Origin of the sequence: Micromonospora yangpuensis (genome assembly GCF_900091615.1) — a bacterium.
Taxonomy (GTDB): Bacteria; Actinomycetota; Actinomycetes; order Mycobacteriales; family Micromonosporaceae; genus Micromonospora; species Micromonospora yangpuensis.
The window spans coordinates 344,057-365,046 of sequence record NZ_FMIA01000002.1 but is presented as its reverse complement, the minus strand read 5'-3'; the positions used below and the strand labels follow the sequence as shown (position 1 = coordinate 365,046).

The window sequence follows — 20,990 nt, the reverse complement described above, 5'->3', positions numbered from 1 at the left end:
GCATGACCGACCTGGACCGCCTGGCGGCGGAGAAGTACGTGCTGCTGACCACGTTTCGCAAGGACGGCCGGGCGGTGCCGACGCCGGTCTGGGCGGTCCAGGACGGCGACACGTTGGCGGTCTGGACGGTGGCCGACTCGGGCAAGGTGAAGCGGATCCGGCGCAGCGGCGCGGTCACCGTCGCGCCCTGCGACGTCCGGGGCCGCCCGCACGGGCCCGAGACGCCCGGTCGGGCCAGCCTCTGCGACCCCGCCGACACCCGACGGGTACGGCAACTGCTCAAGCGGAAGTACCAGCTGCTCGGCCGGCTCACCCTGCTCGGCAGCCGGCTACGGCGGGGGGAGAACGGCACGGTGGGCATCCGGATCACGCTCGCCGAGTGACGATAGTCACGGCCCGGCCCGAGGCGAGAGCGGCCCGAACTGGTCCGGGCCAGTCCGGGCCGGACACGGATCAGGGGCGGCGGATCGTCATCCGCTGCCCCTGAGCAGAACTCTCGTGGAACTACCCCGTTCAGTCGCCCTGCCGCTGCTGGGGGATCTGCCCCTGCAACAGGGCTCGAACCTCCGACTCACGGTAGCGGCGGTGGCCTCCGAGTGTCCGGATGGCACTGAGCTTGCCTGCCTTGGCCCACCGGGTCACCGTCTTCGGGTCGACACGGAACATCGACGCCACCTCGGCCGGTGTGAGCAGCGGCTCTGGTTCATGCGTTCGCGATGCCATCGGTCACTCCTCCACGTGTATAGACATCGGCCGGGGTCCCGCCGGTCGACGCGTCTCCCATGGTCCGGCTAGTCCCCGATGTCCGACATGGGCCGAACGGCCGAAGGTCCCTAGACGGACGGATGAACCATGCCCGATTTATACGACTTTTACACGGCAGAAAGTATCTTATTCGGACTCATAATCACGGTTCGTGATGCGTCAGCTACGAGCTTCCCTCATCTTGGGAGCGCTCCCGACACCGTTTTGGGCTAATTGCACCTTTCCAGCAGCTGCACCGCCCGCCACCGGGCAACCAACTGGTCGTACGCCGCCGACGCCTCCTCGGCCTCGCCGTTGGAGAGCCCGGTGAGGCCCGCCGCGACCAGTTCGGCGGAGTCGTCGGCGGTCAGCGTCTCGTCCGAGAGCAGGTCCACCAGGCCGCCGTAGTCCAGCTCGACCACCGAACGCGGGTGGAACTCCTCCAGCCACCGGGCGGCCTCCTCGACCGCCTCGGTGATCGGCACGTCCCCCACCGTCTTGCGCAGCACCGCCAGCGCCCGGGACGCCCGGCGGCGGGACTTGGCGATGTCGGTCCGGTACCGCAGGGCCCGCCGGTCCGGCGCCGTCACCTGCCTGCGCTCCGCCGCGTCGAAGAGGACGAACCACCGAAGTGGCACCCCCCAGGTGGCGATCTGCTCGTGCACCCGGGGCACCCCGTGCTCCAGCACCCGGGCGCCGCTGCGCCAGTCCTCGACCACCGCCTTGGCCTGACCGGCCAGCACCGGCGGCACGAAGGCGTCGGCGAGCACCGGGGGCACGCCGTCCCGGGCGCTCAGGGCCGCCTCAGCGACCCGGATCCGCAGGTTCCAGGGACAGACCAACAGCGTCTCGTCGGTCTCCAGCACGTACGCCTCGTCCGGCAGGTCGGGCAGCCGGGTCCAGCCCGCGCCGAGCGCCTCGATCACCGCCGTCCGCTGCCGGACCGGTCCGTCCAGCGGGGCGACCGCCCGCCCCTCGGAGACGTAACGCCGCCAGAACGACTGACGGTCCCGGTCGAAGGCGGTCAGCGGCTCGTACACCCGCAGGTACGAAGCGAAGAGCGACGGCACGGCGCGATCCTCCCACGAAACGGTTCTGGCCGACGTCAGCGCCCGGATCACCGGTGACACGGACGGCACGACGTCGTCGGCCGATATTAGGCTCGTCAGCACCGGCAGCACCCCCGCCGGTGTCCACCAGGTCCGCGTCCCACGAGGACGCAACAGTGACACCAGGAGCAAGCCATGGGCGTATTCGCGAGCACCGACGACCCCGGATCCACCGGTCACGAGCAGGTCGTGTTCTGCCAGGACACGCAGAGCGGACTGCGGGCGATCATCGGGATCTACTCCACCGCGCTGGGTCCCGCGCTGGGCGGCACCCGCTTCTACCCGTACGCCAGCGAGCAGGCCGCGCTGGCCGACGTGCTCGACCTCTCGCGCGGCATGGCGTACAAGAACGCTCTTGCCGGCCTGGACCTGGGCGGCGGCAAAGCGGTTATCTGGGGTGATCCGGATCGGGTCAAGAGCGAGGCGCTGCTGCGCGCCTACGGTCGGTTCGTCGAGTCGTTGGCCGGGCGCTACTACACCGCCTGCGACGTCGGCACGTACGTCGCCGACATGGACGTGGTCGCCCGGGAGACCCGGTACGTCACCGGCCGCAGCGTGGAGCACGGCGGCGCCGGCGACTCCTCGGTCCTCACCGCCTGGGGGGTGTTCCAGGGCATGCGGGCCGCCGCCGAGCACGTCTGGGGCGATCCGACGCTGCGCGGGCGGCGGGTCGGGGTGGCCGGGCTGGGCAAGGTCGGCCGGCACCTCACCGGCCACCTGCTCGACGACGGGGCCGAGGTGGTGGCCACCGACGTCAGCCCGCGTGCCCTCGACTGGGCGCGTCGCACCCATCCGCAGGTGACGCTGGTCGACGACGCCGCCGCGCTGGTCGCCGCCGACATCGACGTGTACGCCCCCTGCGCGCTGGGCGGCGCCCTGGACGACGACACCGTCCCGGCGCTGCGGGCGAAGGTGATCGCCGGTGCGGCGAACAACCAGCTCGCCCACCCGGGGATCGAGAAGCTCCTCGCCGAGCGGGGCATCCTCTACGCGCCCGACTACGTGGTCAACGCCGGCGGGGTGATCCAGGTGGCGGACGAGATCGAGGGCTTCAACTTCGACCGGGCCAAGCTCCGCGCCACCCGCATCTACGACACCACCCGGGAGATCCTGCGGCTCGCCGACGCCGAGGGTGTGCCGCCGGCGGTGGCGGCCGACCGGCTCGCCGAGCGCCGGATGGCCGAGGTGGGGCGACTGCGCAGCATCCACCTGCGCTGAGACAGGGGTCGGCCCTCGGAAGAACCGTGGCTGCTCCCCGGGCGAACCGCGCCGTGGCGTTTCGTGCCTGTACGACCCTTATCGTGCTGATCGCCCGGTGTCACGGCCAGGCCAGGAGAGGGCTCCTTACCGGGTACAGTTGGTGACGGCCGGGCGACTACGACGCGCTGATCCGGCCGCCGGTGACCCGAGGTGCCGAACACTGGCATCCCCATGTACCGTAAGAGCCACGAGAGATGCCTAACGTCATCGGGGCCCGCCTTCGGGCTGCCCCGAATTCTGTGCGAGGGGGTCGAGCCATGGGGCGCGGCCGTGCTAAGGCCAAGCAGACGAAGGTGGCCCGGGAGTTGAAGTACCACTCCCCGAACACCGACCTCACCGCCTTGCAGCGCGAACTGGCGGGTGCTGGTAAGTCGGATCACACCTTCGACGACGACTACAAAGAGTATGTCGACGACGATGACGAAGACCACACGGGCGAGGACCCCGATCCTTGGGCCCGTTCGCCCCGCTGACCTCCGGTCGCATCTGAGCACGCGGTGAGCCCCGCGTGCTCACGCATGTGCCGGTGAGACACCCGACGCCGATGCGGGGGCCTGCTCGACCAGCAGGCCCCGGCACCGGGGCGGCACCGCTCAGCGAGGGCGGTTGTTCCAGTTGTAGAACGTCGGGATGTTCTCGAAGTGGTTCCAGGCACAGACCGCGCTGGCACCGTCGTCACCCGCCACCTCCGCTCGGCGTCGACGCGCGGCCTCGGCCTCGTGCAGCAGTGCGGTGAGGCCGTCAGCGGCGTCCCTGACCCGCTCGGCGATCGGACCCGTCAGCTCGACTCCGGTGCGTTCCGGCTGCCGGTCCCTGGTGGTCTCGGGCATGCTCCAACACTCCATCCAGTAGGCGGATCTTGCTGTTGCGGCAGTGTTCGGTCTCCGTACCGTCGAACCGCCCGTGCTCGAAGTAGCGGTTGGCCGCGTGGCCACCACCGCAGAACCCGAAGTAGGCGCAGGACGAACGGCAGGCCTCGACCCCGGTGAGGAACTCACCCACCCAGGACGTCCGCTCGGCCGCCGCCAGGATCTCCACCAACGGGGTACGCAACACGTTGCCGCTGCTGAAGTCGCCGTACCTCGCGTCGGTGAACCCGGCCAGCTCCGGCGAGAGCACCGTCACCGAGCCGTCGTAGCCGACCGTGGGGATCGGGTCGAGCCGGCGGGGCAGCACCGCGTCGGCCTCGCCGTCCAGCGTCGCCGCGACGTACCGCAGCGACCACTCGACCTCCCGCAGGTGGATCCGGGGGTCACGCCGCCAGGCCGCGACCAGCTCGGCCCAGAACGACGTCACCGTCGCCGGATCGTGGGCGTTGGTCCGGGTGTTGACCCCCTCCGTCTCCTCGATGTTGATGCCGAGCACGTCACAGCCGAGGGAGAGGAAGTACTCGTACAGCTCGGTGGCGAGGCCGGGCGCGGGGCGGCTGACCACCGCCAGGGCCGAGAACGGCAGCCCGTGCCGGCGCAGTGCCGCCACCCCCCGCAGGATCCGGTCGTACGCGGGCCGCCCGCCCCTGGTCGTCCGCTCCCCGTTGTGCTCCCGGGGCCCGTCCACGCTCACGCTCACCCGGATCTGCCGCTCGGCGAAGAACTCGCACCAGGCGTCGTCGATCAGCGTGGCGTTGGTCTGCACGTGGTGCTCGACGGCCGCGCCGAAGGGTGCGATCAGCGCGGCGAGCTGCTCCCGGCCGGCGGCCAGCGGCTCGCCACCGTGCCACACCACGGAGAAGCGCCCGTCCGCCGCCCACGGGTTGACCGACCCGGCCACCGCCTCGGCCACCGACACCGGCATCCGCCGCTCCGCCGCCCGCAACGGAAGGTAGCAGTAGGCGCAGTCGAGGTTGCAGAGCGTGGTGGGCTGCATCACGACGTAGGACGGCACCGTGGCCAGCCCACGCATGCCGTCGAACGAGCGTCCCCGAGCAGCCATCGTCACCTCCGGAGCACCTGAGGGTGCCCTTCAGGCTAGGCGGCGATGGCCACTCGGGTGAACCCCCGATCAGGTGCTCGTACGATCACCGCGAGCGGATCATCCCCGGGTGTGATGGCCGACCATCTGCACGGCGCCGGTGCCCTCGATGATCTCGCCGGCCTGCCAGGCGTCGACGCCCCGACCGGTCAGGGTGGCCAACGCGCGGTCCGCGTCCTCGGCCGAGACGATCGCGAACATGCCGACACCCATGTTGAAGGTGGCCTCCATCTCCGGGTCCTCGATCCGCCCCTTGGTCTGGATCAGGTCGAAGATGGGCTGGGGCTTCCAGGTGGGGCGGTGCACGACCGCGTCCACGTGCTCCGGCAGGACCCGGACCAGGTTGCCCGGGATGCCGCCGCCGGTGACGTGGGCCAGGGCCCGCACCTCGGCCTCGGCGATGAGCTTGAGGCAGTCCTGGGCGTAGATCTTGGTCGGGGTGAGCAGCTCCTCGCCGAGGGTGCGCTGCCGACCGAAGTCCTCGATCACCACGTCCAGCCGCATCCGGCCGGCGCCGAGCAGCACGTGCCGGACCAGGGAGTACCCGTTGGAGTGCAGGCCCGAGGAGCGCATGGCGATCACCACGTCGCCCACCTCGACCCGCTCCGGGCTGAGGATGTCGCTCTCCTCCACCACCCCGACGCCGGTGGCGGAGATGTCGTACTCGTCCGGGCGCAGCACACCCGGGTGCTCGGCGGTCTCGCCACCGAGCAGCGCACAACCGGCGTACCGGCAACCGTCGGCGATACCGGCCCCGATCTCGGCGACCCGGTCCGGGACCACCTCACCGGTGGCGATGTAGTCGAGCAGGAACAGCGGCTCGGCCCCGCAGGCCACCAGGTCGTCCACGACCATCGCCACCAGGTCGATGCCGACGGTGTCGTGGATGTCGAGCTGCTGGGCGATCACCAGCTTGGTGCCCACCCCGTCGGTGGAGGAGGCCAGGATCGGGTTCCGGTACTTCGACGTGTCCAGCCGGAACAGGCCGGCGAAGCCACCCAGGTCACCCATCACCTCGGGCCGCCGGGTCTGGCGCACCTTCGACTTGAGCAACTCGACCGCCCGGTCGCCCGCCTCGATGGACACCCCGGCATCCGCGTAGGAGACCGTGCGTTTGCGGCCGGACCGGCCGTTTCCTGCCGTCCAGGGCCGGTCGCCGCCAGCGCCGGTCGGGCTGCTTCCTGCGCCGCTGCGCTCGGACACGTGCGTCACGGTTCTCCCCTTTTTGGTTCTCGCGTGCCGGGCTGGTGGCGGTCCGGCCGGGTCGGGCCGAGGTCACCGTCGCCGTCGCGGCGTCGCGCCGGGTGGTGCTATGGGCGGTGTACGGTCGCGCCGCCGGGAGTGGCGACGAGTTCTTCGGTGGCGTGGTGCGGGGCGTCCGGTGGCGCGGTCGCGACCCGCCGCCCAATGCCTTCGAGCAGGTGCTTGCCGATCTGGTTCCCTGCCGGCAGCTCGATCGGGTACTCACCATCGAAACACGCCCGGCAGAGCCGGGTCTTCGGCTGCTCGGTCGCCGCGATCAGACCGGGTAGCGATACGTAACCCAGCGTGTCGGCGCCGATGGAGCGCCGGATGCCGTCGTTGTCCAGCCCGTTGGCCAGCAACTCGGCGCGGGTGGCGAAGTCGATGCCGTAGAAGCAGGGCCAGGAGACCGGCGGCGAGGAGATCCGGACGTGCACCTCCAGCGCACCGGCCTCGCGCAGCATCCGCACGATCGCCCGCTGGGTGTTGCCGCGCACGATCGAGTCGTCCACCACGACCAGGCGCTTGCCGCGGACGTTCTCCCGCAGCGGGTTGAGCTTGAGCCGGATGCCGAGCTGGCGCAGGGTCTGCGACGGTTGGATGAAGGTCCGCCCCACGTACGGGTTCTTCACCAGGCCGGCACCGTAGGTGATGCCGGAGGCCTCGGCGTACCCGATGGCCGCGGGGGTGCCCGACTCCGGCACCGGGATGACCAGGTCGGCCTCGACCGGGTGCTCCTTGGCCAGCTGCCGACCGATCTGCACCCGGGCCGCGTGCACGTTGCGCCCGGCGATGTGGGCGTCCGGGCGGGCGATGTAGACGTACTCGAAGAGACAGCCCTTGGGCTCGGGGGCGGCGAACCGCGCGGAGCGCAGGCCGTCGGCGTCGATCGCGATCAGCTCACCCGGCTCCACCTCCCGGACCACGCTCGCGCCGACGATGTCCAGGGCGGCGGTCTCGCTCGCCACCACCCAGCCGCGCTCCAGCCGGCCGAGCACCAGGGGGCGCACCCCGTGCGGGTCGCGGGCGGCGTAGAGGGTCGACTCGTCCATGAAGACGAAACTGAACGCGCCGCGTAGCTGCGGCAGCACCTCCAGCGCGGCGGCCTCGACGGAGAGGTCGGGACGGCCGGCCAACAGCATGGTCACCAACGAGGTGTCGTTGGTGGCACCGTCCGAGTCGATCCCCCGCTCCAGCACGTCGCGCTGCAGCTCGGCGGTGTTGACCAGGTTGCCGTTGTGGGCCAGTGCGATGGTGGTGCCGGCCTTGGTCGACCGAAGCGTCGGTTGGGCGTTCTCCCAGGTGGAGGCGCCGGTGGTCGAGTAGCGGGCGTGCCCGATCGCCACGTGTCCGCGCAGACTGGCCAGGGTGGGCTCGTCGAAGACCTGGGCGACCAGACCGAGATCCTTGTAGACCACCACACCGGAGCCGTCACTGACCGCTATGCCGGCGGCCTCCTGACCACGGTGCTGCAATGCGTAAAGCCCGAAATAGGTGAGATTGGCCACCTCTTCCCCGGGCGCCCAGACTCCGAAGACGCCACAGGCGTCCTGGGGGCCGGGTCGCTGGGGGTCAAGGTCGTGGCTCAGCCGGCCGTCGCCTCGGGGCACCTGCCGCTCCCTCATGCTGGTCTGGACTGGCCTGGCGAGGCGGTTGCGGGCCTGCCGCACTCCGCACGCCGAGGCCGGGACCACTGTCGTCGCCTGACAGTGTACGCGAGCAACAGTCGATACAGAAAGTCATGATTCCGATGCGGGGAGTCACCCTTTTCGGGTGGCGCCCCCTGGTCAGAGCGGGAGATGTCCGGACAGGTCCGCCCGCGCCCCGCTCATCCGTACCCGCCCCTGCGCCACCGCCTCCGCCCACGGCAGTCGCCCGGTGGCCACCGCGAGCCAGGTCGCCGGATCCATTTCCACCACGTTCGGCGGCGCACCACGAGTGTGTCGTGGGCCGGAAACGCACTGAACTGCACCGTAAGGTGGGACCCGCACCTCCACCGATCGGCCAGGCACCCGATCCGCCAATGCGGTCAACAAGGTACGGACCGCCTCACGGTACACCGGCCGTTCGGGCGTACGACCGGCATCGAGCGCGGCAAGTGCGCTGCTCAGCGCGTCAGACCCACGGTTCGGAGAGGACACGACGGGACGATACGGCCTCCCGACCCAAGGCCCGACGCTGGCCCTGGGTCGCGCCGATCCGGTCAGACAAGGCATAGTTGCCGACGGCGTATTTCGTACCGTGATGATCCTCGGCCCCCGGCACCCTGGCCGGGGAGGTCAGACCGGAAGGCGGTGGACGTGTCCACACACCGACGTGCCTGGAAGCGGGCCGGTGTGGTCGTAGCGCTGGTGACCGGCGCCCTTGTCGCCGTCCCCGCCACACCGGCGATGGCGGTCGACGTCAGCGTGTCACCCGGCTCGGTCAACCTCCAGGCCGGCGGCCAGGCCACCCTGACCGTGCAGCTCAGTGGTGACGACGGCGAGACCGCCACGATCAGTGTCAACGGGCTACCCAACGGCGTGAGCTGCGCCAACGGCTGCGGCGAGGTGACCCTCGGCGGCGGTGCGGCCACCCAGCAGGTGGTGCTCCGGGCCGCTGGCAACGCGCCGAACGGCAACGCCAACGCGACCGTCGCCGCGCAGGGCAGCGAAACCGGTGGTGGTCAGGGTCGCGTCCAGGTCCGGGTGCAGGGCCGACCGGAGACGGAGACGCCGCCACCGCCGGAGCCGGAGCCCACGCAGGAAGAGGTACAGACCGTCCGGGCGGTCTCCGGCAAGGTCACCGTGGAGGCCAACGGCGACGCGGTGGCGAACGCCAACGTCCTGCTGCTCGACTCGAACGGGCGGCGGCACGAGACCACCAGCGACGGCAACGGCAACTTCCGGTTCAGCGGCTCCACCCAGAACCCGATCGCCCCCGGCCAGCTCCAGCTCGGCGCCAGCCGGGAGACCGCGATCGCCCGCAAGACGATCAGCGCCCGGGCCGGGCAGAGCCTCACCGGTCAGCGGATCAGCCTGCCGATCAGGGTCGAGGAGAGCCCCAGCCCCACCCCGTCACCAACCGCGGAGCCGGCCCCGACCGTGGAGGCCGAGGAGCCCGACGAGGAGCCCACCGAGGGCGCCGAGGGGGTCGAGCAGGAGCCGGCGGCGTCCTCCGCGGACGACTCCGGTGGCATGGGCTCCTGGTTGCTGATCCTGCTGGGGGGTCTGTTCGTCGCGATCGGGGTGGGCACCATCGTGCTGCTCTGGATGAAGCGTCGGGAGAACGCCGACGAGCCCGAGGTCGACGAGGACGCGCCGGCCGCCGCCGGTGCCACCCCCAACGCCCGGGGCACGTTCCGGGGCGCGGACGACCAGACCCGGGTGGTGAACCGGATCGACGCCGGCCCCGACCCGACCATGGTCGGCGGCGCTGCCCTCAGTGACGCTCCGACGATGATGCACCAGCCGGTGGTCGACGACGTCCCGCCGGACCCGTACGGCGCACCGCCGCAGCCCTTCAACACCGCCGGCCAGCAGGGTTGGTCCGGTGCCGGCGGTTACGGCGACGAGTCGCCGGGTCAGGGCGGCTACGGCAACGCGCCGGCCTCCGGAGCCGGCTACGGCAACGCACCGGCCTCCGGCGCCGGCTACGGCAACGCGTCAGGCTCGGGCGCCGGTTACGGCAACGCGCCCGCTTCCGGCGCCGGTTACGGCAACGCGCCGGCCTCCGGTGGGGGTTACGGGAGTCGGGACTATCCGGGGGCGCCCGGCGGCGCCGAGTACCCGCCGACGCAGGCCGGTGGAGCCGGCTACGGCGAGCGGTACGACGAGCCGACCGGCCGCTACCAGGGTGAGGGCACCACGTCCTACCCGCCGCCGGCCGACCCGTACGCCACCGGCCTCTACCAGCCCGCCACCGACCCTGATCCGGGCTACGGTCAGTCGGGGGCCTCGCCGTACGGGCGGTCCCCGGAGTCGACCGGCGGCCAGCCGGCCAGCGGCGGCTACGGCGGTCAGCCGGGCTACGAGGGCTACGACGACCGACGCGGCGGGTACGACCAGCAGCACGGCGGGCCGCCGGCATCCGGCGGTTACGCAGGCGGCGGCTACGACCAGCGCGGTGAGGCTCCCGGCGGCTACGGCGACCAGGGCGATGCCACCGGTGGCTACGGCCAACAGGGCGGCTACGGCCAGCCCGGCGGGTACCAGCAACAGGGCGGCTACGACCAGTCCGGCGGCTACCAGCAGGGCGGGGGCTACGGTCAACAGGGCGGCTACGGCCAGTCCGGCGGGTACCAGCAACAGGGCGGCTACGACCAGTCCGGTGGCTACCAGCAGGGCGGGTACGACCAGAGTGGCGGGTACCAGCAGCAGGGCGGATACGGTCAGGAGCCGCCTCGGCCCCGCGACGGTGGGTACGACCAGCAGAGCTACGACCAGCAGCAGGGCGGCGGCCACTACGGTGACCAGAACCAGCCCGGCCGGGGGCGGCCGGACGGACCGCCGCCGGAGCGTGGTGGTCGCCGGCTCGACTGGCTGGACGACTGACCGACGGCAGGTGATCTGAGCAGGGGCTGTCCCGCGTTGCCGGGGCAGCCCCCGCTGCTTTCCGGCACCGACCGCGGTACGGCGGGCGACGACCCAGGCGCGAACGGCGCCAGGCACCGGAGCGGGACGGCTCAGACGCGGACGAAGACCCCGTGGCGCAGCACCGGCACCACCTCCGAGACGTCGAGCTGCACCGCGGCCGTCACGTCGGCGGCGAAGCCGAGGTCGGCGAGTTCCCGGCCGGAGACGCCGCCCCGTACGGCCGCCGGCACGTCCGGGGTGCTCGCCAGACCGGCCAGCGCCATGGCCGCCTCGACGGAGAGCCCGCCCGGCACGTCGGAGAGGGCGTCCAGCACTCTGGCCGCCCCGAGCTGGTCCTCCACCGAGGGGCGCAGTGACCCGTCCGGCCACCGCTCACCAGCGGCGACGACTCCGATCGGGGCATCCGTGGAGCCGTACCCCTGGGTGTGCAGCCAGCGTCCGACGGCGGCTGCGTTACGGAGACAGGCGGCGACCACCGGACGGCCGGTGGCGCTCGCGGCGGCGCTGATCGCCGAGCCGTTCTCCGACGGCAGCACCAGGTCGGCCACGACCGGCGCACTGCTCAGCGCCGCTGGGGAGAGCGACCAGGGGTGGTCCGGGGTGGTCCGGCTACGGCCCACCGCCGCCACCGCGCCGACCCGGCGGGCGTAGTCGGCAGCCTGGGCACCCCAGGGGAACGGGTGCACCCGCATGCCCCGACCGACCGCGATCTCCACCGAGGTGGTGAAGGAGAGCACGTCCACCACCACGAGCACGGCGCAGACCCGGCCCAGCTCGGCCGCCCCGGCCAGTCCCCAGTCGAACCGGGCCCCGGATCCGGGTTGGCCGTGAAAGGCCGGGTCCACCGCCTCAGCGCTCGTCGGTGGCCGCCGGGCCAGACTGCGTTCCGGACCCCGGCTGCGTCGTCGGGCCAGGCTGCGCCGGGCCGGACTGCGTCGGGTCAGGCTGCACCGTCTGACCAGGCTGCGCCGGGCCAGGCTGCGCCGTCGGGGCTGCCGGCGGTACCGGCGTGCCCTCGGTGGGCCCGGTCGCGGCAGCCTCGTCCGGGGTGGCCGCGGCGGTCGGGGCGGTCGCCCCGGTTACCAAGGGCCCCGCCGGAGCGCTCGCCCCGGCGGCCGGCGCACCCGACTCATCCCCTCCGTCGGCTTCGCCGGCCGCCTCGGTCCCAGCCGACGACCCCGACTCACCCCGGGTGTCGGCCGGCGAAGCCGGGGCACCCGCCGGCGAAGCCGCAGAGCCAGCACCCGCTGGCGGGGCCGCGGCGACCGCGCCGACCGGTGCGGTCGCCAGGCCGGCCGGGGTGACCGCCTGCGCGGCCTCGACGGCCGCCGGGCCGCCGAAGAGCCGGGGCAACGTCGAGGTGTGCGCCCGGTGCAGCTCATCCAGGCCGATCTGGAACTGGCCGTGCACGTCCAGGCCGCCGAAGCCCGCGTCGGTGACCCCGATCAGCTCCCACGGCACTCCCCGCTCGGAGCAGAGCGCGGTGAAGGCCTTCTCGTGTCCGCGCGGAACCGAGACCATGGCCCGACCGGCGGACTCGCTGAACAGGAAGACGAACGGCATCGAGCCACCGGCGAACCGCTCCGGCACCCCGACCCGGGCACCGACGCCGTTGCGCAGGCAGGACTCCACCAGGCTCTGGGCGAGCCCGCCGTCGGAGAGGTCGTGCGCGGAGCTGAGGTGACCGACCCGGGCCGCCTCGGCCAGCAGCTCGGCCAGCGCCCGCTCCCGGCCCAGGTCGACCTGCGGCGGTACGCCACCCAGGTGCTGGTGGGTCACCCAGGCCCACTCCGAACCGGAGAGCTCCACGTGCGTCTCACCGAGCAGGTAGATCTGGTCGTGCTCGCCGCCCGGCCGGGACACGAAGCCCATCGGCACCCGGTTGGCCACGTCGTCCAGCACGCCGAGCACCCCGACCACCGGGGTCGGGTGGATCGCCGCCGCGCCGGTCTGGTTGTAGAAGCTGACGTTGCCGCCGGTCACCGGGATGCCCAGCTCCAGGCAGCCGTCCGCCAGGCCGCGGACGGCCTCGGCGAACTGCCACATCACGCCCGGGTCCTCCGGCGAGCCGAAGTTCAGGCAGTTCGTCACGGCGATCGGCTTCGCGCCGGTCACCGCCACGTTCCGGTACGCCTCGGCGAGCGCCAGCCTGGTGCCGTGGTACGGATCGAGCCGGGCGTACCGGCCGTTGCCGTCCAGCGACAGGGCGACGCCCAGCCCGCTCTGCTCGTCGATCCGGATCACGCCGGAGTCCTCCGGCTGGGCGAGCACGGTATTGCCCAGCACGTACCGGTCGTACTGCTCGGTGATCCAGGTCTTGTCGGCCAGGTTCGGTGCGGCGATCATGCGCAGCACGGTCTCGCGCAGGGCGTCCGGGTCGGCCGGACGCGGCAGCGTCTCGGCGCGGTCGGCCTGGAGCAGGATCAGGTCGGCCGGCTCCCGCATCGGACGGGCGTAGACCGGACCGTCGTCGACCAGCGAGCCCGGCGGCACGTCCACGACCAGGTGGTCCCGCCAGGTGATCAGCAGCCGGCCCGGCTGTCCGTCGGCGGCCGGTGCGGTGACCTCACCGATGGCGGTGGCCCAGACGCCCCACTTCTCGGCGGTCTTGAGCACCGCCTCCAGCTTGTCCGGGGCCACGACCAGCAGCATCCGCTCCTGGGACTCGCTGGCCAGGATCTCCTGCGGCTCCATCGAGGCCTCGCGCAGCGGCACCCGCTCCAACCACACCCGCATGCCGGTGCCGGCGGAAGCGGCCGTCTCGGTGAGCGCGCAGGTCAGCCCGGCGCCGCCGAGGTCCTGGATGCCGACGACCAGCTCGGCGTCGTACAGCTCCAGGCAGGCCTCGATGAGCAGCTTCTCCATGAACGGGTCGCCGACCTGCACGGAGGGGCGGCGCTGCTCGCTGCCCTCGTCGAAGGTGGCACTGGCCAGCACGGAGACTCCGCCGATGCCGTCCCGGCCGGTCCGGGCGCCCATCAGCACCACGACGTTGCCGGGGCCGGCGGCCTCCTTCTTCTGCAGCCGGTCGACCGGCAGCACACCGAGGCAGAGCGCGTTGACCAGCGGGTTGCCCTGGTAGCAGGGGTCGAAGACGACCTCTCCGCCGATGTTGGGCAGGCCGAGGCAGTTGCCGTAGCCGCCGACACCGGCCACCACGCCGGGCAGCACCCGGGCGGTGTCGGGGTGGTCGGCCGCACCGAAGCGCAGCGGGTCCATCACCGCGACCGGGCGGGCGCCCATCGCGAGGATGTCCCGGACGATGCCGCCGACACCGGTCGCCGCACCCTGGTACGGCTCGACGAAGCTCGGGTGGTTGTGCGACTCGACCTTGAAGGTCACCGCGAGCTTCTCGGAGACCTGCACCACACCGGCGTTCTCACCGATGCCGGCGAGCATCCGGTCGCTGGGCGGGGCTTTCTCGCCGAACTGGCGCAGGTGCACCTTGCTCGACTTGTAGGAGCAGTGCTCGCTCCACATGATCGAGTACATCGCCAGCTCGGCCTGGGTGGGCCGCCGGCCGAGGATCTGCCGGATCCGGTCGTACTCGTCGTCCCGGAGCCCGAGTTCGGCGTACGGCTGCAGCTCTTCGGGGGTGTCGGTGGCGCGCGGCACGGTGTCCACGCCGTCGGACCAGTCCCCGGCCGCGACGGGGCCGGCGGCCGGCCCCGGGGTGGTCGAGCCCTGCGGGCCACGCGGCGCCGGCGGCTGGCCGGCGGAACCGGACGGTACGTCACCAGGCTGCCCGGCAGCCGACGGCACGGGCGCGGCGACCGGAGCGGCCGGCGGGACCGGGGAGCCGACCGGAGCGGCCGGCGGGACCGGGGAGCCGACCGGAGCGGCCGGCGGGACCGGGGAGCCGACCGGGCGGGCCGGCGGGACCGGGGCGTCCTGGCCGTCGGGCTGCGGGGCCGGCGCGGAGGTACCGAAAGCGGGTGAGCCCTGAGGTGCCGGCGTGGCGGAGGCGGGTGGGCCGGCCGGGTACGCCGGGCCGCCCTGGGGCGCGACGGGGCCGGTCGGCGGCTCCGCCGGGAATCCGCCCGGGTTGTGGCGTACCGCCGGGTCCGGGTGGGTGGTCATGACATCTCCTCGCTACGCCCGCGGTCACCCAGCGGGCGGTAGAGCCGACCGTTGATCCCGACACGACCGGTCACGCCGGTGCTCCCACCAGGTGCTTGAGGGCCGAGGTGAAGAAGCCCAGACCGTCCAGGGACGGACCGGTGAGGGCCTCCACCGCGTGCTCGGGATGCGGCATGATGCCGACGACGTTGCCGGCCTGGTTGGTGATCGCGGCGATGTCCCGCTGCGAACCGTTCGGGTTGCCCCCGACGTACCGGGCGACGACCCGGCCCTCGGCTTCGAGCTGGTCCAGGGTCGCGGTGTCGGCGACGAAGCAGCCCTCACCGTTCTTGACCGGGATCAGCACCTCCTGGCCGGGCTGGAAGGCGTTCGTCCAGGCCGTGCCGGTCGCCTCGATCCGCAGGACCTGGTCCCGGTTGCGGAAGTGCAGGTGCTGGTTGCGGGTGAGCGCGCCGGGCAGCAGGTGGGCCTCGCAGAGGATCTGGAAGCCGTTGCAGATGCCGAGCACCGGCAGGCCACCCCGGGCGGCGTCGACGATCGTCTCCATCACCGGGGCGAACCGGGCGATGGCCCCGCAGCGCAGGTAGTCGCCGTAGGAGAAGCCACCGGGCAGCACGACGGCGTCGACCCCGCGCAGGTCCGCCTCGCCGTGCCAGAGGCGGACCGGCTCGGCGCCGGCGATCCGGACGGCCCGGGCCGCGTCCCCGTCGTCGAGCGAGCCAGGGAACGTCACCACACCGACACGGGCGGTCACGGGTGCGCGTCCACGGACTCGTCGGCCTCGACCGCGTGGATGGTGAAGTCCTCGATGACCGGGTTGGCGAGCAGCTTGTCGGCGATCTCCCGGGCCCGGTCCAGGTCCGGCTCACCGGTGAACTCGATCTCGATCCGCCTACCGATCCGAACCGAGGCGACATCGTTGACGCCGAGCCGGGGCAGCGCGTTTGCGACGGCCTGGCCCTGCGGATCGAGGATCTCGGGCTTGAGCATGACGTCGACGACGACGCGAGGCACTGGGCACTCCTGACTGTGTACGCAGTTGGGTGCCGGCCCACTACGGGCGAGCGGAGCTAGCCTACCTGGCAGATACGGCCTCGGACGCACTGGCCGGCGGCAGCCGGGACAGTGATCCACATTACCGACGTCCGGGGTGCGGGTGATTCACCGCAACAGCTACGACACGCAGACGGAGCAGGGCTTTTACCGGCGATTCGGTACGCCGAATCGTTACATACGCCGACCTCGATCCACCCCTCGTCAACGCCGTCAGCAGCGTCCGGAGCCAGTCGACGTGCGTCTATCGGAAGCGGCTTCGCCCACCCGGCGGCGCTCGTCGTACGACCGACCTGGAGCACCTTCCCGACCCGGGTGGTTCGGCGGTTGACGCCCCGGTCGCGGGGCAGGTCGGAGGTTGTCGAGCCGGTGAGGATGTCGGCGCCCGGGGCGGGGCGAGCCGGTCGGGGTGTCGGCACCGGTGGGCGGTGTCGGGCCGGTCGGGAGGTTGCGACCGGTGCGCTGCCGGTTCACACCGTGGCGGTGCGGTTGGCCAACCGATCGCCGGTCGTCCGCGCCGCGCCGTTTTGCAGCATCCGGCCAGGCGGGCACGGCCGACGATCCCCCCGCTCCGGCTCTGCCAGCATCAGAGACGTGCTGGTCGTGACGACGGATCAACTGCCCGGCTACGAGATCCGCCAGATCCTCGGCGAAGTGGTGTCCTCGATGGCCCGGACCCGTAACCCGTACCGCGAGGGGGTCAAGAACCTGCGCGGCGGCGCGTACGACCCGATGGCGCCGGACAACCTCACCCGGTGGCGTACCGACTCGGTGGCCCGCCTCGCCGAGGAGGCCCGGCGGATCGGCGCGAACGCCGTGGTGGGGATGCGCTTCGACAGCCGGGACTGTGGCGAACTCTGGATGGAGATCTGCGCCTACGGCACGGCGGTGATCGTGGCCAACAAGGCACCCGAGGTCATGCCGCCGGACCAACCGCTGATCGCGGCGGAGACCGCCCAGGACCCGGAGATCGCCGAGGCCCCCGGCGGCATCGCCGAGCCGGCCAGCGCCCCCAACCTCACCTCCGCCCCCGACACCCCCACCCGAGGGTAAGGAAGGGCCCCTTGTTAACGGGGTGGCGTGAGAGGGGTTCCCCTCTCTACCGAATGCGTTAACAAGGGGCCCTTCCTTCGCCCGGGAGGGGGTTAGAGGATGGGGGGTGGGGTGTAGGCGGCGGCGCCAGGGTGGGCGTCGACCACCGCGGCGATGCGGGTGGCGACCGCCTGGACCTGGGCGGGGGCGGCGCCGGTGAAGGCCCGGCGGTCGGCGACCAGGGTGTCGATCTCGGCCCGGGTCAGGCCCAGCCGGCTGTCGGCGGCGAGCCGGTCGAAGAGGTCGTTCTCCGGTGCGCCCTTCTCCCGCATGGCCAGCGCCACCGAGACCGCGTGCTCCTTGATCGTCTCGTGGGCGACCTCCCGGCCGACCCCGCGTCGTACCGCCGCCACCAGGATCTTCGTGGTGGCCAGGAAGGGCAGGAAGCGCTCCAGCTCCCGGTTGATCACCGCCGGGTACGCGCCGAACTCGTCAAGCACGGTGAGGAAGGTCTGGAACAGCCCGTCGGCGGCGAAGAAGGCGTCCGGCAGGGCCACCCGGCGGACCACCGAGCAGGAGACGTCCCCCTCGTTCCACTGGTCGCCGGCCAGCTCGCCGACCATCGACAGGTACCCCCGGATGATCACGGCGAAGCCGTTGACCCGCTCGCTGGAGCGGGTGTTCATCTTGTGCGGCATCGCGCTGGAGCCGACCTGCCCCGGCTTGAAGCCCTCGGTGGCCAACTCCTGGCCGACCATCAGCCGGATGGTGGTGGCCAGCGACGAGGGCGCGGCGGCGATCTGGGCCAGCGCAGCGAGCACCGCCAGGTCGATCGAGCGCGGGTAGACCTGGCCGACGCTGTCCAGCACCCGGGAGAAGCCCAGGTGTTCGGCGACCCGCCGTTCCAGCTCGGCGACCTTGTCCGGGTCACCGTCGAAGAGGTCGAGCTGGTCGGCGGCGGTACCGACCGGACCCTTGATCCCCCGCAGCGGGTACCAGTTGATCAGGTCGTCGAGCCGCTCGTACGCGATCAGCAGCTCCTCGGCGGCGGAGGCGAACCGCTTGCCGAGCGTGGTCGCCTGCGCGGCCACGTTGTGTGAGCGGCCGGTCAGCACCAGCTCGGAGTGCTCCACGGCGAGCCGGGCGAGCCGGGCGAGGGTGGCCACCACCCGGTCCCGGATCAGCTCCAGCGACGCCCGGATCTGGAGCTGCTCGACGTTCTCGGTGAGGTCCCGCGAGGTCATCCCCTTGTGCACGTGCTCGTGCCCGGCGAGCGCGCTGAACTCCTCGATCCGCGCCTTCACGTCGTGCCGGGTGACCCGCTCCCGCTCCGCGATCGAGGCAAGATCAACATCATCGAGGACCCGCTCGTACGCCTCGACCACGCCGTCCGGCACGGCCACGCCGAGGTCCCGCTGCGCCCGGAGTACGGCGAGCCAGAGCCGCCGCTCCATCCGTACCTTCTCCTGCGGGGACCAGAGGGCGACCAGTTCGGGTGAGGCGTACCGGTTGGCGAGCACGTTCGGGATCGTCGTCACGCCGACATTCTCCGGCACCCTGACCAGGCGTCCGCGAGCACCCCGGGATCGGGACGGCTGGACATTCTCACGGCCACGCCCGAAGGTCCCACTCCCGGGGCTGGGGCCAGATCCTCTCCACGGCGCCGTTTCGCTGCACCACCCAGATCGACCCGCCGGGTTTCGCGGCGCAGATGCCGTGTATGTGTGGCATCGCCAGCAGAAAGGCTCCCGCCATGTCAGCGAAACCAAGATTGGCATTCGCGAGCGCAAACAGCATCACGTCGTGCTCTCGCACCGCTTCGCGTTCGCGGGTGACATGCCGAATACGTCGATCCTTGGTCAGCGCCACCCAGTTTCGAGATCCGGCATAGGAGATCCAGGACTCGTCCTCGACCCCCTGGGCGTTCCCTTCACCGAACACGTCTGCCAGTGTGTGCACGGACTCTCCTGCGGCACGGAGCACCTGCACCACCCGTTTCCCGAGATTCCGATCAGCGAGAAACTCAGGCCGCACGCCGCGCCATCACCCGGAGCACGGCTTCGACATCGTCGGTACTCAGGTCGTACTCGTCGGCAATGTCCTCGACGGACTCGTTGCCACCGTAGAAAAGATCAGCGATCGTCTCGACCCGAACTTTGTTGCCACTGAAGACAGGCTGCCCGAACCCGAAGCGTGGATCGATGATGACCTGAGCCGCACCATACGGCCGAAGAATGATGCGGTCAGCGAAGCCGTCCGGAGCGTACGAGACATACTTGATGGCGGCCTCGACGACCTGCCGGAAGGTCATCTGACCGTCGTGGGCACGCACCCATTCAGGTGCGACCTTTGTCGCCGCGTTGTAAAGCAATGCTTCGCCGTCAGTGGCGATGGTGTTGGTCGCCAAGACATACTCCTCGCCGGTCTCCTGTTTGAGTCGTGCCACACCGGCGCGGATGTGATGCATCGACAAACCGGTGTTACGCAACTCGCGGAGGATCTGCGCCTCAGCCAACGCAACGAAGGGCAGGCGAGGACCGTGCGGCGACGGGGAAGGCACCGAGTGCATAGCGGGCTGACCACCGTCGCCGTCCCTCATCCACTGCTTGACCGTGCTGGGCGGAATCCCGAGATGAACTCCGGCCGCATGAGCGGTGAGCAACGGCACAGTGAAGCGCTCGTCAGCCGTCACCCCTGCTTGCGTCACGCTGCCACAGTAACCGCCGAACTCCGCCATGGTCGCACCTCTCGTCCGTGTTGGTCAGGTGCCGGTCAGGGCGCGGTGGAGGAAGGCGCAGGCGGTCGACTCGCTCGGCGTGCGCAGGCGTACGTCGTCCACGCCGCGTTCGTACACGCCGACCGCCCAGCCCTCCGAGCCGGCCCGGCGCAGGAACCAGTAGTCGGGCGGGAGCGGGTCCGGCCGGTGCACCCCCTCGATCTCGAAGGCGTCCGGGGAGAGCCCGGCCGCCAACAGTGCGTCGCGCACCTCGTACCGGTCCACCGGGGCCTCCTCTCGGCGTACCCGGGGAATTTCAGCAGACGGCCTGCTGCTTCGGTGCGGCGGCCGGGACGCACGGGGTGAGGTTCTCCTCGACGAGGTAACCGTTGGTGAGCAGCCAGGTGACGTTCAGGGTCGCCCCGGCCTGGGGCAGGTACGCCGGGTTGAGCTGGAACTGGGTGCCCATCCCGGGCTGGGCGAACCACGGTGCGATCGGGCCGGAGTCGACCGGGAACGGCTTGACCACGCAGTACGTGTGGTAGTTGGCAAGCGGTGCGGCGGCCGGCGTGTTCAGGTTGAGCGGGGGCAGCGCCCGGGAGCTGTACGGGGTGCCGAGCGGGGAGAGGAAGGCACCGCCGGGCGAGCCGAACCGGTCGAGCCGGTAGCCGGGCAGCAGGGTCTGCCGGGCCTTGATCGGCACCCCGTCCGGGCCCAGGGCGAAGCCGTTCGACGGCGGGTACCGCAGCGCGGTGCGGTCGTCGGTCAGGTAGGCCGCCGCCCACTCGTTCTCGGTCAGCCCGCCGAACCGCCGGTAACCGGTGAGCAGCGGGCCGACCGGGACGGCGGTGGGCAGTTCGGCCGGGCCGAACAGGGGGTTGCCGTCGTAGTACTCGGTGGTGGGCGGGGCGTTCGGCGGGCGGCCCGGTCGGCACAGGCTCCCGCCGGGTGCGGGTTGCGGCCCCGCGTCGGCCGCCCGGCCCACCGACGGGCCCGCGTCGGCCGCCGCGACCATCCGCGGGCCGGCTGCGGTGATCCCCTGCGGGCCGTCGGCTGCGGTGACGGTCGCCGACCGGCCGGCGGTGGCCGCGTCGGCGGGGGTCGATGACGCCGCCGGGGCCGTGGAGATCAGCACCAGCGTGGCACCGGCCAGGACGGTCAACACCGTTCGACCAGTTCTCATAACAAACCTCCCAAAGTCGACAAACC

Annotated in this window: 20 protein-coding genes and 1 pseudogene; 5 read left to right on the top strand and 16 right to left on the bottom strand. The window is 71.8% G+C overall.

The genetic code is table 11. The annotated features are described in order from the left end of the window. Positions 1-2 precede the first annotated feature (2 nt). On the top strand, positions 3-383 hold the full coding sequence (locus GA0070617_RS01795) for a PPOX class F420-dependent oxidoreductase (protein WP_091433064.1): 381 nt from the start codon (positions 3-5) through the stop codon (positions 381-383). A gap of 130 nt (positions 384-513) precedes the next feature. Here GA0070617_RS01795 and GA0070617_RS01790 read toward each other — a convergent pair whose 3' ends face one another. Together GA0070617_RS01790 and GA0070617_RS01785 are read right to left on the bottom strand one after the other, a co-directional pair. Further along, on the bottom strand, positions 514-723 hold the full coding sequence (locus tag GA0070617_RS01790; RefSeq protein WP_007073996.1) for a BldC family transcriptional regulator: 210 nt from the start codon (positions 721-723) through the stop codon (positions 514-516). Positions 724-974: 251 nt separating this feature from the next. After that, positions 975-1,814: a DUF8083 family protein gene (locus tag GA0070617_RS01785; protein WP_091433061.1), complete on the bottom strand. Its 840-nt coding sequence runs from the start codon at positions 1,812-1,814 to the stop codon at positions 975-977. Positions 1,815-1,988: 174 nt separating this feature from the next. Here GA0070617_RS01785 and GA0070617_RS01780 point away from each other — a divergent pair, with 174 nt between their 5' ends. Beyond that, positions 1,989-3,071, top strand: coding sequence for a Glu/Leu/Phe/Val family dehydrogenase (locus GA0070617_RS01780; RefSeq protein WP_091433058.1), 1,083 nt, complete (start codon positions 1,989-1,991; stop codon positions 3,069-3,071). Between the two features lie 299 nt (positions 3,072-3,370). Next, positions 3,371-3,586 carry a DUF3073 domain-containing protein gene (locus tag GA0070617_RS01775; RefSeq protein ID WP_091433054.1) on the top strand — a complete coding sequence of 72 codons (216 nt, stop codon included), beginning with the start codon at positions 3,371-3,373 and terminating at the stop codon, positions 3,584-3,586. A 120-nt stretch (positions 3,587-3,706) separates the two neighbouring features. Here GA0070617_RS01775 and amcA read toward each other — a convergent pair whose 3' ends face one another. The 5 genes from amcA to GA0070617_RS30320 all read right to left on the bottom strand — a co-directional run bounded on the left by amcA (position 3,707) and on the right by GA0070617_RS30320 (position 8,467). Then, entirely contained in the window at positions 3,707-3,943 is a 237-nt protein-coding gene (gene amcA, locus GA0070617_RS01770) for a multiple cyclophane-containing RiPP AmcA (protein ID WP_091433049.1), read from the bottom strand. Continuing rightward, positions 3,855-5,015, bottom strand: coding sequence for a cyclophane-forming radical SAM peptide maturase AmcB (gene amcB, locus GA0070617_RS01765; protein ID WP_305778285.1), 1,161 nt, complete (start codon positions 5,013-5,015; stop codon positions 3,855-3,857). The genes amcA and amcB overlap by 89 nt, the downstream gene beginning before the upstream one ends. A gap of 129 nt (positions 5,016-5,144) precedes the next feature. Further along, positions 5,145-6,296, bottom strand: a complete 1,152-nt coding sequence (gene purM, locus GA0070617_RS01760; RefSeq protein WP_091433046.1) for a phosphoribosylformylglycinamidine cyclo-ligase — start codon at positions 6,294-6,296, stop codon at positions 5,145-5,147. Positions 6,297-6,394: 98 nt separating this feature from the next. Beyond that, on the bottom strand, positions 6,395-7,936 hold the full coding sequence (gene purF, locus GA0070617_RS01755) for an amidophosphoribosyltransferase (RefSeq protein WP_091445741.1): 1,542 nt from the start codon (positions 7,934-7,936) through the stop codon (positions 6,395-6,397). Positions 7,937-8,113: 177 nt separating this feature from the next. Continuing rightward, positions 8,114-8,467: a sterol carrier family protein gene (locus tag GA0070617_RS30320; protein ID WP_175440409.1), complete on the bottom strand. Its 354-nt coding sequence runs from the start codon at positions 8,465-8,467 to the stop codon at positions 8,114-8,116. 159 nt (positions 8,468-8,626) lie between these two features. On the opposite strand from GA0070617_RS30320, the gene GA0070617_RS01750 reads away from it, so the two are divergent. Beyond that, positions 8,627-10,858: a carboxypeptidase-like regulatory domain-containing protein gene (locus GA0070617_RS01750; protein WP_175440408.1), complete on the top strand. Its 2,232-nt coding sequence runs from the start codon at positions 8,627-8,629 to the stop codon at positions 10,856-10,858. A gap of 131 nt (positions 10,859-10,989) precedes the next feature. On the opposite strand, the gene GA0070617_RS01745 is transcribed toward GA0070617_RS01750, so the two are convergent. The 4 genes and pseudogenes from GA0070617_RS01745 to purS all read right to left on the bottom strand — a co-directional run bounded on the left by GA0070617_RS01745 (position 10,990) and on the right by purS (position 15,994). Further along, on the bottom strand, positions 10,990-11,745 hold the full coding sequence (locus GA0070617_RS01745) for a 2-phosphosulfolactate phosphatase (protein WP_091433040.1): 756 nt from the start codon (positions 11,743-11,745) through the stop codon (positions 10,990-10,992). Between the two features lie 328 nt (positions 11,746-12,073). Beyond that, a pseudogene (gene purL / locus GA0070617_RS01740) lies at positions 12,074-14,980 on the bottom strand (phosphoribosylformylglycinamidine synthase subunit PurL); the annotation flags it as partial. A 70-nt stretch (positions 14,981-15,050) separates the two neighbouring features. Then, a complete protein-coding gene (gene purQ, locus GA0070617_RS01735) occupies positions 15,051-15,734 on the bottom strand; it encodes a phosphoribosylformylglycinamidine synthase subunit PurQ (RefSeq protein ID WP_091433038.1) in 684 nt (227 codons plus the stop codon). Further along, positions 15,731-15,994, bottom strand: coding sequence for a phosphoribosylformylglycinamidine synthase subunit PurS (gene purS / locus GA0070617_RS01730; protein WP_091433035.1), 264 nt, complete (start codon positions 15,992-15,994; stop codon positions 15,731-15,733). Before purS ends, purQ begins: the two co-directional genes overlap by 4 nt. A 528-nt stretch (positions 15,995-16,522) precedes the next feature. Between purS and GA0070617_RS01725 the strand changes: the two genes are divergently transcribed. Further along, complete coding sequence (locus GA0070617_RS01725; protein ID WP_175440716.1) at positions 16,523-17,086, top strand: YbjQ family protein; 564 nt, start codon at positions 16,523-16,525, stop codon at positions 17,084-17,086. Positions 17,087-17,178: 92 nt separating this feature from the next. Here the strand turns inward: GA0070617_RS01725 and purB are convergent, their stop codons facing one another. The 5 genes from purB to GA0070617_RS01700 all read right to left on the bottom strand — a co-directional run bounded on the left by purB (position 17,179) and on the right by GA0070617_RS01700 (position 20,964). Then, on the bottom strand, positions 17,179-18,603 hold the full coding sequence (gene purB / locus GA0070617_RS01720) for an adenylosuccinate lyase (protein ID WP_091433032.1): 1,425 nt from the start codon (positions 18,601-18,603) through the stop codon (positions 17,179-17,181). A 67-nt stretch (positions 18,604-18,670) separates the two neighbouring features. Next, positions 18,671-19,099: a DUF5615 family PIN-like protein gene (locus GA0070617_RS01715; protein ID WP_091433030.1), complete on the bottom strand. Its 429-nt coding sequence runs from the start codon at positions 19,097-19,099 to the stop codon at positions 18,671-18,673. Then, a complete protein-coding gene (locus GA0070617_RS01710) occupies positions 19,089-19,802 on the bottom strand; it encodes a DUF433 domain-containing protein (protein WP_091433027.1) in 714 nt (237 codons plus the stop codon). Before GA0070617_RS01710 ends, GA0070617_RS01715 begins: the two co-directional genes overlap by 11 nt. 24 nt (positions 19,803-19,826) lie before the next feature. Beyond that, a complete protein-coding gene (locus GA0070617_RS01705) occupies positions 19,827-20,066 on the bottom strand; it encodes a hypothetical protein (RefSeq protein WP_091433024.1) in 240 nt (79 codons plus the stop codon). Between the two features lie 31 nt (positions 20,067-20,097). Continuing rightward, on the bottom strand, positions 20,098-20,964 hold the full coding sequence (locus tag GA0070617_RS01700; protein WP_091433020.1) for a TNT domain-containing protein: 867 nt from the start codon (positions 20,962-20,964) through the stop codon (positions 20,098-20,100). Positions 20,965-20,990: the final 26 nt, after the last annotated feature.

Coding starts and splice junctions, on each gene's coding strand:
- GA0070617_RS01795 (WP_091433064.1), top strand. CDS start 3: ATGACCGACCTGGACCGCCTGGCGGCGGAGAAGTACGTGCTGCTGACC.
- GA0070617_RS01790 (WP_007073996.1), bottom strand. CDS start 723: ATGGCATCGCGAACGCATGAACCAGAGCCGCTGCTCACACCGGCCGAG.
- GA0070617_RS01780 (WP_091433058.1), top strand. CDS start 1,989: ATGGGCGTATTCGCGAGCACCGACGACCCCGGATCCACCGGTCACGAG.
- GA0070617_RS01775 (WP_091433054.1), top strand. CDS start 3,371: ATGGGGCGCGGCCGTGCTAAGGCCAAGCAGACGAAGGTGGCCCGGGAG.
- amcA (WP_091433049.1), bottom strand. CDS start 3,943: ATGCCCGAGACCACCAGGGACCGGCAGCCGGAACGCACCGGAGTCGAG.
- amcB (WP_305778285.1), bottom strand. CDS start 5,015: ATGCGTGGGCTGGCCACGGTGCCGTCCTACGTCGTGATGCAGCCCACC.
- GA0070617_RS01710 (WP_091433027.1), bottom strand. CDS start 19,802: ATGGCGGAGTTCGGCGGTTACTGTGGCAGCGTGACGCAAGCAGGGGTG.
- GA0070617_RS01700 (WP_091433020.1), bottom strand. CDS start 20,964: ATGAGAACTGGTCGAACGGTGTTGACCGTCCTGGCCGGTGCCACGCTG.